This is a genomic window from Amycolatopsis pretoriensis, from assembly GCF_900107925.1.
Classification (GTDB): Bacteria; Actinomycetota; Actinomycetes; order Mycobacteriales; family Pseudonocardiaceae; genus Amycolatopsis; species Amycolatopsis pretoriensis.
Genome location: NZ_FNUJ01000010.1, coordinates 35,406 through 49,015, shown reverse-complemented (window position 1 = coordinate 49,015; position 13,610 = coordinate 35,406). Strand labels below are relative to the sequence as shown.

General features: G+C 70.3%; 12 protein-coding genes and 1 pseudogene. 10 read left to right on the top strand and 3 right to left on the bottom strand.

What is annotated here, in order from left to right:
* Positions 1-12: 12 nt before the first annotated feature.
* The 7 genes and pseudogenes from BLV96_RS37830 (at position 13) to BLV96_RS37800 (ending at position 9,027) form a co-directional block, all read left to right on the top strand.
* On the top strand, positions 13-1,665 hold the full coding sequence (locus tag BLV96_RS37830; RefSeq protein WP_086675340.1) for a response regulator: 1,653 nt from the start codon (positions 13-15) through the stop codon (positions 1,663-1,665).
* Positions 1,662-3,083 (top strand): ATP-binding protein, encoded by a 1,422-nt coding sequence (locus BLV96_RS37825; RefSeq protein WP_086675341.1) that lies wholly within the window; start codon positions 1,662-1,664, stop codon positions 3,081-3,083. Before BLV96_RS37830 ends, BLV96_RS37825 begins: the two co-directional genes overlap by 4 nt.
* Positions 3,083-4,576: a carboxylesterase/lipase family protein gene (locus BLV96_RS37820; RefSeq protein ID WP_086675342.1), complete on the top strand. Its 1,494-nt coding sequence runs from the start codon at positions 3,083-3,085 to the stop codon at positions 4,574-4,576. The genes BLV96_RS37825 and BLV96_RS37820 overlap by 1 nt, the downstream gene beginning before the upstream one ends.
* Positions 4,577-4,658: 82 nt before the next feature.
* Complete coding sequence (locus BLV96_RS37815) at positions 4,659-5,735, top strand: hypothetical protein (protein ID WP_086675343.1); 1,077 nt, start codon at positions 4,659-4,661, stop codon at positions 5,733-5,735.
* Position 5,736: 1 nt separating this feature from the next.
* Complete coding sequence (locus tag BLV96_RS37810) at positions 5,737-6,864, top strand: toxic anion resistance protein (RefSeq protein ID WP_086675344.1); 1,128 nt, start codon at positions 5,737-5,739, stop codon at positions 6,862-6,864.
* Entirely contained in the window at positions 6,861-8,465 is a 1,605-nt protein-coding gene (locus BLV96_RS37805; protein WP_208608429.1) for an extracellular solute-binding protein, read from the top strand. Before BLV96_RS37810 ends, BLV96_RS37805 begins: the two co-directional genes overlap by 4 nt.
* Positions 8,462-9,027, top strand: a pseudogene (locus BLV96_RS37800) (hypothetical protein). Before BLV96_RS37805 ends, BLV96_RS37800 begins: the two are co-directional and overlap by 4 nt.
* A gap of 60 nt (positions 9,028-9,087) precedes the next feature.
* Here BLV96_RS37800 and BLV96_RS37795 read toward each other — a convergent pair.
* From BLV96_RS37795 to BLV96_RS37785, 3 genes are all read right to left on the bottom strand, one after another.
* Complete coding sequence (locus BLV96_RS37795) at positions 9,088-9,900, bottom strand: LmeA family phospholipid-binding protein (protein ID WP_086675345.1); 813 nt, start codon at positions 9,898-9,900, stop codon at positions 9,088-9,090.
* Positions 9,901-10,210: 310 nt separating this feature from the next.
* Positions 10,211-10,465, bottom strand: a complete 255-nt coding sequence (locus BLV96_RS37790) for a hypothetical protein (RefSeq protein ID WP_086675346.1) — start codon at positions 10,463-10,465, stop codon at positions 10,211-10,213.
* A gap of 237 nt (positions 10,466-10,702) precedes the next feature.
* Complete coding sequence (locus tag BLV96_RS37785) at positions 10,703-11,605, bottom strand: ornithine cyclodeaminase family protein (protein WP_091390117.1); 903 nt, start codon at positions 11,603-11,605, stop codon at positions 10,703-10,705.
* 43 nt (positions 11,606-11,648) lie between these two features.
* Between BLV96_RS37785 and BLV96_RS37780 the strand changes: the two genes are divergently transcribed.
* Genes BLV96_RS37780 through BLV96_RS37770 form a run of 3 tightly spaced genes read left to right on the top strand, consistent with a single transcriptional unit; the run spans position 11,649 to position 13,589 of the window.
* Positions 11,649-12,248, top strand: a complete 600-nt coding sequence (locus tag BLV96_RS37780) for a pentapeptide repeat-containing protein (RefSeq protein WP_086682515.1) — start codon at positions 11,649-11,651, stop codon at positions 12,246-12,248.
* A 28-nt stretch (positions 12,249-12,276) separates the two neighbouring features.
* A complete protein-coding gene (locus BLV96_RS37775) occupies positions 12,277-12,876 on the top strand; it encodes a sulfite oxidase-like oxidoreductase (RefSeq protein ID WP_086682518.1) in 600 nt (199 codons plus the stop codon).
* Positions 12,846-13,589, top strand: a complete 744-nt coding sequence (locus BLV96_RS37770; RefSeq protein ID WP_086682521.1) for a ferredoxin reductase — start codon at positions 12,846-12,848, stop codon at positions 13,587-13,589. The genes BLV96_RS37775 and BLV96_RS37770 overlap by 31 nt, the downstream gene beginning before the upstream one ends.
* Positions 13,590-13,610 lie beyond the last annotated feature (21 nt).

Genomic DNA, 13,610 nt, shown 5'->3' with positions numbered 1-13,610 from the left:
AGGCTGCATCTCGTGAGCCAGCCGATCCTGATGACCGTCGACGACGATCCCGCCGTGTCCCGCTCGGTCGCCCGCGACCTGCGGCGCCGCTACGGGAAGGACTACCGCGTCATCCGTGCCGACTCCGGCATGGACGCGCTCGAAGCCCTGCGCGAGATCAAGCTGCGCGGCGACGCCGTCGCGGCCATCCTCGCCGACTACCGGATGCCGCAGATGGACGGGATCGCCTTCCTCGAGAAGGCGATGGACCTGTTCCCGCACGCCCGCCGCGCGCTGCTGACCGCCTACGCCGACACCGACGCCGCGATCCAGGCGATCAACGTCGTCGACGTCGACCACTACCTGCTCAAGCCGTGGGACCCGCCGGAGGAGAAGCTCTACCCGGTGATCGACGCGCTGGTCGAGACCTGGAAGGCGGTCGGCGACCGGCCGGTCGAGGAGGTCAAGCTCATCGGCCACCGGTACAACTCGCCGTCGTTCCAGATGCGCGACTTCCTCGCTCGCAACGCCGTCCCGTACCGCTGGTTCTCCGTCGATGACGACGAGGGCCGCCGGATCCTGCAGGCCGCGGAGGCCACCGAGCAGGACATCCCGGTCGTCGTCACCCCCGACGGCACCGTGCTCAAGAACCCCAGCGGCAGCGAGATCGCCGACGCCGTCGGCCTGTCGACGCGCCCGGCGCAGGAGTTCTACGACCTCGTCGTGATCGGCGGCGGCCCGGCCGGCCTCGGCGCCGCCGTCTACGGCGCGTCCGAGGGCCTGCGCACGGTCCTCGTCGAGAAGAAGGCCACCGGCGGCCAGGCCGGCACCAGCTCGCGCATCGAGAACTACCTCGGCTTCCCCGACGGCGTCTCCGGCGCGCAGCTGACCGACCGGGCGCGGCGCCAGGCGCAGAAGTTCGGCGCCGAGGTGCTGACCGCGCGTGACGTCGTCGGCCTCGAAGCCCGCGGCTCGTCCCGGGTCGTCACCTTCGGCGACGGCACCGAGATCGCCGCCCACTCGGTGATCCTGGCCAGCGGCGTCACCTACCGCGCGCTGGAGGCCGAGGGCATCGAGGAGCTGACCGGCCGCGGCGTCTACTACGGCTCGGCCGCGACCGAGGCCCCCGAGTGCAAGGGCGAGCACGTCTACATCGTCGGCGGCGCGAACTCCGCCGGCCAGGCCGCGGTGTTCTTCTCCCGGCACGCCAGCGACGTCACGATCCTGGTGCGCGGCACCTCGCTGGAGGCGTCGATGTCGCACTACCTGATCGAGCAGATCGCCGGCATCGAGAACATCCACGTCCGGACGCACACCACGGTCAAGCAGGCCCACGGCGACGAGCACCTCGAGCGGCTCACGCTGTGCGAAAACGGCGTCACCGAGACGGTCGACTCCGGCCACCTGTTCATCTTCATCGGCGCCGCCCCGCGCACCGACTGGCTGGGCGAGGGCATCCACCGCGACGAGCACGGCTTCGTGTGCACGGGACCGGACCTGACGGCGAACGCGCAGCGCCCGGCCGGCTGGGCCCTCGACCGTGATCCGTACTACCTCGAGTCGTCCATCCCCGGCGTGTTCGTGGCCGGTGACGTGCGGTCCCAGTCGGTCAAGCGGGTGGCGTCCGCGGTCGGCGAGGGCGCGATGGCCGTGACGCTGGTACACCGGTACCTGGAGGAACAATGAGCGCACTGCCGCGGGAAGAGCTTCGCGGGCTCTTCCTTTTCGAACACCTTTCCGAGGCGCAGCTCGACTGGGTCGCCGACAACGCCGTGCTCGAGGAGTACGAAGGCGACTCGACGATCATCAGCGAGGGCGGCGAGGCGACCTGCTTCTACGTCCTGCTCGGCGGCGCCATCCGGATGACGCGCCTGGTCAGCGGCACCGAGGTGGAGACCAACCGGTCCGACCAGCGCGGTGCCTACTTCGGCGCGACGCAGTTCTTCGTGCACCAGGACGACGACCACCGCTACGGCGCGACCGTGCGCGCGCTGTCCGACGTCACGCTGCTCGCGCTGCCGTCGAAGGAGTTCTCCGTCGAGTTCCGCAAGTGGTTCCCGATGGCGACGCACCTGCTGGAGGGCATGTACCTGGGGTGGCGCAACAGCGACACCGTGATCGGCTCGCGCCGCCGCCTGCTCGCCCTCGGTGAGCTGTCGGCCGGCCTGACGCACGAGCTGAACAACCCGGCCGCGGCCGCCGTCCGGGCGACGTCCGCCCTGCGCGAACGCGTCGCCGGCATGCGGCACAAGCTCGCCTTCCTGGCCAAGAAGGACATCGAGCCGGAGCTGCTCTACCAGCTCATCGACGTCCAGGAACGCCTGGTCAAGCAGGTCGCGCAGGCCGAGAAGCTGTCCGCGATGCAGCAGGCCGACCGCGAGGACGAGATCGGCGACTGGTTCGACGAGCGCGAGATCGACGGCGGCTGGGACCTCGCCGACATCTACGTCCGCGCCGGGCTGACCACGACCGACCTGGACAACGTCCTCGAGCAGGTCGGCGACACGTTCATCGACGGCGCCGTCCGCTGGCTCGCCTACGCGCTCGAGACCGAGATGCTGATGGGCGAGATCGAGGATTCCACCACGCGCATCTCCGCGCTGGTCGGCAAGGCCAAGCAGTACTCGCAGATGGACCGGGCGCCGCACCAGTGGGTCGACGTCCACGACGGCCTCGACTCCACGCTCGTGATGCTGTCCGGCAAGATCGGCAGCGGGATCCGCGTCGTCAAGGAGTACGACCGGAGCCTGCCGAAGATCCCGGCGTACCCGGCGGAGCTGAACCAGGTCTGGACGAACATCATCGACAACGCGCTCGGCGCGATGGCCGGCGAAGGCACGCTGACGCTGCGCACCTGGCGCGTCGACGACCAGATCCGGGTCGAGATCGGCGATACCGGCCCCGGCATCCCGGCGGACATCCGGCAGCGGATCTTCGAGCCGTTCTTCACGACGAAGCCGGTCGGCGAGGGCACCGGGCTCGGCCTGGACATCTCGTGGAAGATCGTCGTCGAACGCCACCAGGGCGATCTGCGCGTCGAGTCCGAGCCCGGGAACACCCGGTTCGAGGTCTGCCTGCCGACGGTCGAGCAGGCCTCGCTCTGATGGCTTCCGTCCCGACGGTCACGACCGAGCTCGGGGCGCTGGTGGGGCTGGCGGGTGACGGCGTCCGCGCCTGGCGCGGAGTTCCGTACGCCCGTCCGCCGGTCGGCGAGCTGCGCTGGAAGGCCCCGCGGCCGCCGTCGCTCTCGGGTGGCGTGCACGTCGCGACGGAGTACGGGCCGCACGCCATGCAGTCGCCGGACCCGATGAACCCGGCCGCGGTGTGCGACGAGGACTGCCTGTACCTCAACGTCTGCACGCCCGACGGTCCCGCACCCGAGGGCGGGTGGCCGGTGCTGTTCTGGCTGCACGGTGGCGGCTACCGCGTCGGGCACGGCGAGCAGCTGGGCGACGGCGAGGAGTTCGCGCGCGCCGGGATCGTCGTCGTCACGATCAACTACCGGCTCGGTTCGCTCGGCTTCCTGCACCTCGCCGGCATCTTCGGCGAGTCCGAAGCGGACGCCGGCGTGTGCGGGTTCCTCGACCAGGTCGAGGCCTTGAAGTGGGTGCGCCGCAACGTCTCCGCGTTCGGCGGCGACCCGGAGCGGATCACCGTGTACGGCGTCTCGGCGGGCGCGAAGAGCGTCGGGAACCTGATGGGCAGCCCGCTGGGCCAGGGGTTGTTCGCGCGGGCGATCAGCAGCAGCGGCGGCGCGGACCACGTGGCGACGCCGGCGGCCGGGACGGAGCTGGCCCGGCAGCTGCTCGACGAAGTCGGCTGCCACGACATGGCCGCGCTCAGGGCGTTGCCCGCCAAGGAGTTCGTCGAGGCGCAGGAGCGGATCCTGTCCGGGTTGGAGGCGTTGTGGCTCTGGCGTCCGACGCTGCACCCGCGCGTGCTGCCGGAGGTGCCGATCGAGCCGATCCGCCGGGGGAGCGCGGCCGGGATCCCGCTTCTGGTCGGCTGCAACAGCAACGAGGGCAGCACGTACGCGTTGATGCTCGGTGACGACGTCGCGACGGCCCCGGCGTCCGGTGTGCTCGAGGGAATCCTCGGCGGCGAACGCGCTTCGCACCTTCTCGAGACGTACCTTCGCCGCGTCCCGGACCTGAAGGCCGCTCGAATCGCCGCGATGGGCGACGAACGGTACGGCATCCCGACGCAGCGCCTGGCCGACGCGCAGTCCGCGCACGCACCCGTCTACCGCTACCGCATCGACATCGCCGCGCCCGGCGTCCCCGAGCAGCTCGACGGCGGCCACGGCACCGAGACGACGATGGCGTGGAAGACGCCGCTGCCGTTGTTCGCCGAAGCGACGCAGGTGAACCCGAAGCGCGAGCGTGCGGCGCTGCTCATCCACCGCGCCTGGGTGCGGTTCATCCGCGACGGCGTCGCGGACGCGGACGGTCCCGAGTGGCCGCCGTACGGCCCCGAACTCCGGCCGGTGCTGGTTTTCCGGGAAGACACCGACTTGGTGCTCGATCCACGCTCCGACGAGCGAAAGGCCTGGGGCGACACGGAATGGGCGTCCGGGACCTGGTTCCCGGTGACCTGAGACCGTTCCTTCACCTGCCGTTCACTTCGAACCGGCTCGCTCCCGCGTCCAATGAGCGAAGGCCCGTCGAGGGGAGTGGTAAGTGAAACGCCGGGTGTCGATCGGACTGGCCGTGGTGCTGGTGCTGGCCGTCGCGGGGGTGATCGTCTGGGGCCGCGGCGACGACAGCGCCGCGGGCTCCACGACGACCGTGCGCGGGGTGATCGGGTCGGAGAAGCAGGCTTTCTTCACCGACCAGCGCGTCGTCGACGCCTTCGCCAAGCACGGGCTCAAGGTCGAAGTGGACACCGCCGGCTCGCGGCAGATCGCGACGACCGTCGACCTCGGGAAGTACGCCTTCGCGTTCCCGTCGTCGTCGCCCGCGGCGCAGAAGATCCAGCGCGACCGCAAGGTGACCACGGTGTACACGCCGTTCCAGTCGCCGATGGCCGTCGCCACCTTCGAGCCGATCGTGGCTCTCCTGAAGGCCAACGGCGTGGTGCACAAAGGCGCCGGCGACTACGACGTCCTGGACATCGCGGAGTACCTCGACCTGGCGAAGGCCGGGACGCGCTGGGACCAGCTGCCCGGCAACACCGCGTACCCGGCGCGCAAGAACGTCCTGGTCACGACGACCGACCCGCGTGAGTCGAACTCCGCGGCGATGTACCTGTCGATCGTTTCCTTCGTGGCCAACGGGAACGCCGTCGTCAGCACGCCCGGCCAGGAGGCGAAGGTGCTGCCGTCGGTGGCGAAGCTGTTCCTGGACCAGGGGTACACGCAGAACAGCACCGAAGGGCCGTTCGAGGACTACCTGTCCGCGGGCATGGGCAAGACGCCGCTGGCGCTGATCTACGAGTCGCAGTTCGTCGGCCGCGTGGTGAGCGGCGACGGCTCGATCCGGCCCGACATGCGAATGCTCTACACCGCGCCGACGGTCTACTCGAAGCACACGCTGGTGCCGCTGACCGGCGACGGCGACAAGGTCGGGCAGCTCCTCGCGACCGATCCCGACCTGGGCAAGCTCGCCGCGACCTTCGGCTTCCGCACGACCGATCCGAAGCTGTTCGCCGAGGTCGCCGCGCCGGCCCACGTGCCCGCCGACCTGGTGGACGCCGTCGAACCGCCGTCGTTCGAAACCCTCGAGCGGCTGCTCGACGCCGTCGGCAAGCAGTACTGACATGGACTTCGCGCTCACCCCGCCCGAGCCGGTCACCGCGATCCCGGCCGAGCGTGCCGCCGGGCTGATCACGCTCAGTTCCGATACCCGGACGGAAATCACCGTTCGCGCTTCGGAGTTCGCCTCCCGGCTCGAAGCCCTCGACGTCCGTTCGCCGGAGTTCACCGACCTGCTCGACGAGCTGCTGACCGTCGGCGAGGCCGACATGCGCGCGGCGGCCGGAGTCGCCGGGACGATGCTTGACCGGTCGTTGCGCAGCACGGCGTCGCCGCAAGACGGCGTCACGACGAGCCTCGCGAGCCTGCGCCGGACCGTCGCCGAGCTGGACCCGGCGAAGCTGCCGCTGACCGGCCGGAAGCTGCTGGGGATGTTCCCGGCCGCGGCCGGCGCGAAGCGGGCGCTGGACCGCTACCGCGCGGCGAACGAGCCGGTCAACGCGCTGGTCGTCGACCTGCGTGGTCGCCAGGACGTCCTGCGCCGCGACAACGCCTCGATCAAGGGCGAACGCGAGCGGCTGTGGAAGGTGATGGGGAAGCTCGCCGAAGCGGCCGCGCTCGCCGAGGCCGTCGACAGCGCGATCGAGGCTCAGGCCGGCGTCTTCGACCTCACGGATCCCGGGCGCGCCAACGCGTTGCGCGCGGACGTGCTGTACCCGATCCGGCAGCGGCACCAGGACCTGCTGACGCAGCTGGCCGTCAGCGCGCAGGGCTACCTCGCGCTGGACCTGGTGCGCAAGAACAACGACGAGCTGATCCGCGGCGTCGAACGGGCGGTGTCGACGACCGTGTCCGCACTGCGCGTCGCGCTGCTGGTCAGCGGGGCTTTGGCGAGCCAGCGGGACGTCCTCGACGAGGTCGCGGCGCTGCAGGCGACCACCGACGGGCTGATCCGGGCGAACTCGGAGCTGCTGACGCTGCAGTCCGCGGAGATCCGCAAGGCGAGCAGCGACCCGGCCGTCGCGACCGAGACGATCCGCGCTTCCTTCGACCGGATCTACGCCTCGATCGACGCGATCGACGGGTTCCGCGCCGACGCCGTCCGCAGCATGGCCGCGACCGTCGAGTCGCTGTCCGGCGAGATCCGCCGCGCCGAAGACCACCTGCGGCGTTCGCACGAGGGGGAAGCATGATCAGGAAGGTGCTGGCGCTCTTCTTGGGCGCCGCGTTGCTGGCGGGGTGTTCCGACTCTCCGTCCGCGCCGCTGGGGGAGCCCGAGCCGGGGACCTTGCGGATCCTCGCGGGCAGCGAGCTGGCGGACATGCAGCCGGTGCTCGACGAGGCCGCCCGGGCCACCGGCGTCACGGTCAAGTTCACCTTCACCGGGACACTCGAAGGCGCCGAAGCGCTGGCCAACGGCAGTGTCGACGGCAAGTACGACGCCGTGTGGTTCTCGTCGAACCGCTATCTCGCGGGCATTCCCGAAGCGGCGAAGCGGCTCGGGAACCAGGTCAAGATCATGAGCTCGCCGGTGGTGCTGGGGCTGGCTTCTCCGGTCGTCCAGCGGCTGGGGTGGGCCGGGAAGCCGGTCAGCTGGAGCGAAATCGCCGCGCAGGCCGGGAAGAAGGCGTTCAGCTACGGGATGACGGATCCGTCGGCGTCGAACTCCGGGTTCTCGGCGCTGGTCGGCGTCGCTTCGGCGCTGGCGGGTGCGGGCAACGCGATCGACGCCCGGCAGATCGCTTCGGTGACTCCGCAGCTGACGCAGTTCTTCAGCGCCCAGGCGCTTTCGGCCGGCTCTTCGGGGTGGCTGTCGGACGCGTACATCCGGCGCGCGACCGGCCCGGACCCGATCGACGGGCTGATCAACTACGAATCCGTGCTGCTGTCGGCGAACGCGTCCGGGAAGCTGCCGCAGCCGTTGACGCTGGTCTACCCGAGCGACGGCGTGGTCACGGCGGACTACCCGCTTTCCCTGCTGGCCTCCGCCGGTGACGACGCGCGGTCGGCGCACCAGCGGCTTGCGGACTACCTGCGCACGCCCGACGTCCAGAAGCGGATCATGGACACCACCCAGCGGCGGCCGGTCGTGCCGGGGGTCGCGCTCGGGCCGCGGTTCACGGCGCGCGACCTCGTCGAGCTGCCGTTCCCGGCGACGCAGCAGGCCGTGGACGCGCTGCTGCAGGCGTACTTCGACAAGATCCGGCGGCCGTCGCGGACGCTGTACGTGCTGGACACGTCCGGGTCGATGAAGGGCGACCGGATCGACTCGCTGCGGACGGCGCTGGTGGGGCTGACCGGGGCGGACGACTCGCTGACGGGCCGGTTCCGGCGGTTCCGGAGCCGGGAGGAGGTGACGATGCTGCCGTTCAGCACGACTCCGTCGCGGGCCACGACGTTCACCGTGCCGGAGCAGGATCCCGCGGGTGAGCTGGCGCGCATCAAGGCGTTCGCCGAAGGGCTGTCGGCCAACGGCGGGACGGCCATCTACGACAGCCTTTCCGAGGCCTACCGGGTGCTGGAACCGTTGTCTACGCGCGATCCGGACCGGTTCACCTCGATCGTCCTGATGACCGACGGCGAGAACGCGAACGGCTCGTCGCTGGGCGGCTTCCAGGCGTCGTTCGGCTCGGTGCCGCCCGCGATGAAGCAGGTGCCGGTGTTCACCGTGCTGTTCGGGGAGGGGAGCAGCGACGAGCTGACGCAGGTGGCGACGCTGACCGGCGGGAAGGTGTTCGACGCGCGGAAAGTCCAGCTGTCCGACGTTTTCCAGGAGATCCGCGGGTACCAATGATGCTGCGTTATCTGGGGTCGACCAAGAACCTGCTGGGCTGTGTCGGTGGCCTGGTCGGCGTCGTGCTGTACCTGACCGGGGTGGTCGGGTGGTTCTGGCCGTTCGTCGTGGTGGCGTTGTACTTGGCGGGGCTTTGGTGGCGCCTGCCGAGAAGGTTCGTTTGGTGCCGGACATTTCGGCCTCGCTGCGGTCTTCTTTGGAGACCTTGGTTTCGCGGGTCTCTTCGCAGGCGCCGCGGATGCCTGCGTCTACTGTGGACACTGTGGAGCGGATCGCTTCGATCTTGCGGGACCTGCTGGCGGATCCGGCGCGGCTGGCCGCTGATCCGGATCTGCAGCACTCCCTTGTCCGGCTGGTGCGGACGGATTTGCCGCTGTCGCTGGAGACTTACCTGAACCTGCCGTGGTGGTTCGCTTCGCGGCGGGCCGGCGCGGGGGAGGAACTGGTGGCCCAGCTGGGTTTGCTCGAGGCCGAGGCGCATCGGGTGGCCGAGCGGTTCTACGCCTCCGACGTCGACCGGCAGGCCGATCACACGCGGTATCTGCGAGACCGGGACGCGTGAGTTTCAGCCGCTACCCTTGTGAGTGATGACGTTCGAACGCGCGTTCGAGTAGCTTGGACGTCATGGACGCGAACCGAGTTTCGGCAAAGTCAGGGTCACCGCTGCGGTGGTCAACCAGCTCAGCAGATCGGCGAGAGGAATGCGGGAAAGCCGTTCCGGCCACTCTTCCGCGACGGTGTGCAGCACGAGTTCGTCGTGCCGGGGCTCCACCTTCGTCAGCTTCAGGCCCGGCGGCAGTTCCGGCAGGGGAAGCACGATCGGGTGAAAGCGCTTCGGTGGGCGCAGTTGTCCTTGTCCTATGTGGAGGGTCCGTGGGACGAGCACGACGGCGTCGTCGGCCACCTGGGCCTCGAGGGTCAAGTGGCCCCAGTGGGGCTTCTTGGCCCAGTGGATCTGGAGCAGGCCGCTGCCGGCCGGGGCGGCCACGATCCCGGGCCGGACCTTCGCCACCCTTTCGCGGAGCACGTCCGCGGAGACGGCGATCCGCAGGTCCACGCGGGCCGGCTTGGCGGCGGGCGTCGGGAGTGAGCGGAGGCGGACGTCCTCGGCGAGCACGGTGACCCGGCGCAGCGAAATGCTGCCCCCTTCGGGCTCGGGCCAGTCGACGTCTTCGGCGACGATGCGCACGTCGCCGACGCGTCCGGTGGCCAGCCGAAGGCTGTCGGCGGGGTAGTCGAGTTCGGCGAGGGTGAGGTGGACTTCGCGGTCCTGGACCTTGGCGGTCAGCCGCCGCCCGACGAGCTGTTCGGTAACGGTCCGCACGAGGGCACCGGGCGTGACGGGCACGTTCGGAAGCAGCGAGCGCCCAGCGGCGGCCAGCCCGGCCAGCTCAGGCCAGGGCGACCAGCCATCGAACCACCTGCCGTCAGTCATCCGTCCAGTGTCGCGCAAGGAGAGGCAGAGCGCCGACGCCAGGTAACGCAAAAGGAGGTTTCTCACCCGGCGGCGGTCATCCGCGGATGCAGACGACCGCGGGAGGTGCCGCAGCGCGGCGGTGGCCGCTGTCCGTTGCGACCTCGGCGACGGGTATCCCCGCGAGAACCCCAACCGCAGCATTGGCGCGAGACCCGCACCGGAGTCCCGCATCCCGTGCCGCATCACGAAACGGATCGTGAGCCGCCCGCCGCCACTGGAGGGGTCAGTGACGGCAGGCGGCAGCGTGGAGGGCGACGTCGCCCGCCGGTCACCGGCCCGCGAAGCGGGCGATGATGCCGGTGACGACCAGCCAGAACACCGCGGCCAAGCCGAAGTCGAGGATGACCTGCAGGCTGCCGTTGTCCACGTTGAACAGCCCCGGCCAGAACAACGCGAGAGGGACTGCCAACGACTTGATGAAGATGAAGAAGGCGTTACCGGCATTCGCGCCGGCGAGCACCATGATCATGTAGAGAACTTCGATCCCCGCGAAGATCGCGCCGATCGCCGTGATGACCCGCACGGCCGTGTTCCGTCTGGTGGTGGTTCGCCAAGGAGACATGTCGCGAAAATTCCCGGAACGGGTGACCGATCAAACGCTTCATGCCCAAGATTGGGCCGTTCGGCCGCTTTCAGTTGCTCTCCGCCGCCCCATTCGGACGCTCTGTGAGCCTTCGGGCGCCCGCGAAGCCCTCGAAAGCCTCGGCAAGCCCGCCGTGGGTGCCATCGTGCGGTCGAACACCAACCGCTGGCCGCTCCGTCACTGCGATGCAGCGTCGCCCAGCAACCTCGCGATGGCCCAATCCTGCACCGCGAGCCCCACCGACTTGAACACCGTTCGCCCACTCACCTCGGGCCGCGTACGCAACGCGTCCCCGAGGTCGACCAACGAAGCCCGCGACACCAACCCGTTGTCCACCGCGTGGATCACCTCACCGGCCTCCTCGAGCGCCGCCTCGACCTGATCCACCACGACACACCCCGCACCTCCGAGCAATCCGGCCGGAAGCTCCCGCATGGAAGGCAGGTACGACCCGATCGCGTTGACGTGAACCCGCTCAGGCAGGTCGTCCACATCGAACAGAGGAGTCGACGATGACGTAGCACAGCAAACGATCTCCGCGTCGGAGACGGCGTCCGCGGCCGACGAGGCCACCCGCGTCGTCACGTCCGGGAACTCGGCGGCCATCCGTTCTGCGAAGGCGAGCGCGCGCGAGCGTGAGCGGCCGAACACCGCCAGCCGGCGGATCGGGCGGACCGCCGCCACCGCTCGCACCTGGTCGGCGGCCTGCGCGCCGGTGCCCAGGAGCGCCAAGCGGCCGGCGGACGGCGGGGCCAGCAGGTCCGTCGCGACGCCGGAGGCCGCGCCCGTGCGGAGCGTCGTCACCTCGATCGCGTCCGCGACCACCTGGCCCTCGGCCGTGTTCCACACGAGCGTTCCGAGGATCATCGGGGTGCGGCCGGCGACGAGGCTGAGCGTCTTCACCACCGTTGTCGACGTCGGTGTGTGGCACGCGCTCATCACCAGCGTCGTGCCGCCGCCGAAGGACAACCGTTGCGGTACCACGAAATGGCCGGCGGCGAGGTCGAGGAAGGCCTCTCGCACCGCGTCGACGGCGGCGGTCATCGGCACGGCTGTCCGGACGGCGTCGGCGTCGAGCATGCGTGGACCTTTCGGTGTCGGAAACTGCCGCTAGCCTGACGGGGTGCCCGATGCCACGCAAGAAGACCAGCGGTTCGTCCGCGACGACCGGTACGGAGAGGAGATCACCGGACGGCACTACGTGCGCTGCGAGTTCCTCGAGGTCGACCTCTCGGAGGCGCAGACGCGGAACTCGGTCTTCACCGACTGCGTGTTCGGGAACGTGCGGTTCAACGCGTCCCGTCACACGGACTCCGCGTTCACCGGCTGCTCCTTCAAGCGGTGCAACTTCTTCGACGCCGAGTTCACCGGGTGCAAGCTCGTCGGCGCGACGTTCAGCGAGTGCGAGCTGCGCCCGCTGCGGGTCACCGGTGGGGACTGGTCCTTCGCCGGCCTGGCGGGCGCGGACCTGCGGTCGGTCGCCTTCCACGGGGTGCGGATGCGGGAGGCCGACCTGACCGGGGCGAACTGCGGTGACGCCGTGTTCGCCGACGTCGACCTCTCGGGCGCGATGCTGCACGCCGTCAAGCTGCCGCGTGCGGACCTGCGGGGCAGCGACCTGTCGGCGCTCGACCCGGGGAACGCCGACCTGGCCGGGGCGATCGTGTCACCCGAACAGGCTGCGGTGCTCGTCACGTCGCTCGGGCTGCGCGTCCGGGCGTAGGCTCGGGCCGACCGGGAAGGAGGGCCGCATGGGCGTCGTGACACCGGGGTTCCGCGGCCGGGCTCGCAGCGGCAACCCGCGCCTGCCACCCGGGCAGTACCTCGCCGAGGACTTCCCCGTGCTGTCGGCCGGGCCGACTCCGCGCGTGCGCACCGAGACGTGGGAGTTCACGGTCACCACCGAGGCCGGCGACAAGCACTCCTGGACGTGGGCCGAGCTGATGGCCCTGCCCAGCGAGAAGCCCACAGTGGACATCCACTGCGTCACGCAGTGGTCCAAATTGGACACCCGGTGGCGGGGCGTCTCGGTGGACACGCTGGTCGGTGGGCTCGACACGGCCGCCGACTACGTCATGGTGCACTCCTACGGCGGCTACACCACGAACCTGCCGCTCGCCGACCTGCTCGACGGCCAGGCGTGGATCGCCTACGAGTACGGCGGCAAGCCGCTGACCCCCGAGCACGGCGGCCCGGCGCGGCTGCTCGTGCCGCACCTGTACTTCTGGAAGTCCGCGAAGTGGGTGCGCGGCCTGGAGCTGAAGACCCGGGACGAGCCCGGCTTCTGGGAGAACGTCGGCTACCACGACTACGGGGATCCATGGCGCGAACAGCGGTATCAGGGCGACTAGCCTGGCGGGTCGCCCGCCTGGCCGAAATCCGCGACGAGACGCCGACGGCCCGCACGCTCGTCTTCGACCTGCCCGGCTGGCCGGGGCACCTGGCGGGGCAGCACGTCGACGTGCGGCTGACCGCCGCCGACGGCTACCGCGCGCAGCGCAGCTACTCGCTCGCCGCGCCCGCCGACGGGGACCGGGTCGAGCTGACCGTGCAGCGCGTCGCCGACGGTGAGGTGTCCGAGCACCTGACCGGGCCGTACGCGGTCGGCGACCCGGTCGAGATCCGCGGTCCCGTCGGTGGCTGGTTCGTCTGGCGGCCGGCGGACCCCGAACCGGTCCTGCTCGTCGCGGGCGGCTCGGGCATCGTGCCGCTGATGGCGATGATCCGCGCCCGCCGGGCGGCCGGCGCGCGGACGCCGTTCAAGCTGATCTACTCGTTGCGCACCCCGGCCGAGCAGTACTACGCCGACGAACTGCGCACGCCGGTCGCGGGCCTGGACATCACCTACGTCTACACGCGCGAACTGCCGGAGGGTCGCCCGGGCATCCCGCGGCGCATCGACGTGGCTACGCTCAACACGGCGGGCTGGCCGGCCGAGTTCGGCGCGTCGTGCTTCGTCTGCGGGCCGACGGGCTTCGTCGAGACGGTCGCGGACATCCTGGTCGCCCTCGGCCACGACCCGCACCGCATCCGCACCGAGCGGTTCGGTCCCAGTCGCGACTGACCGGCCAACCATCTGATGAAT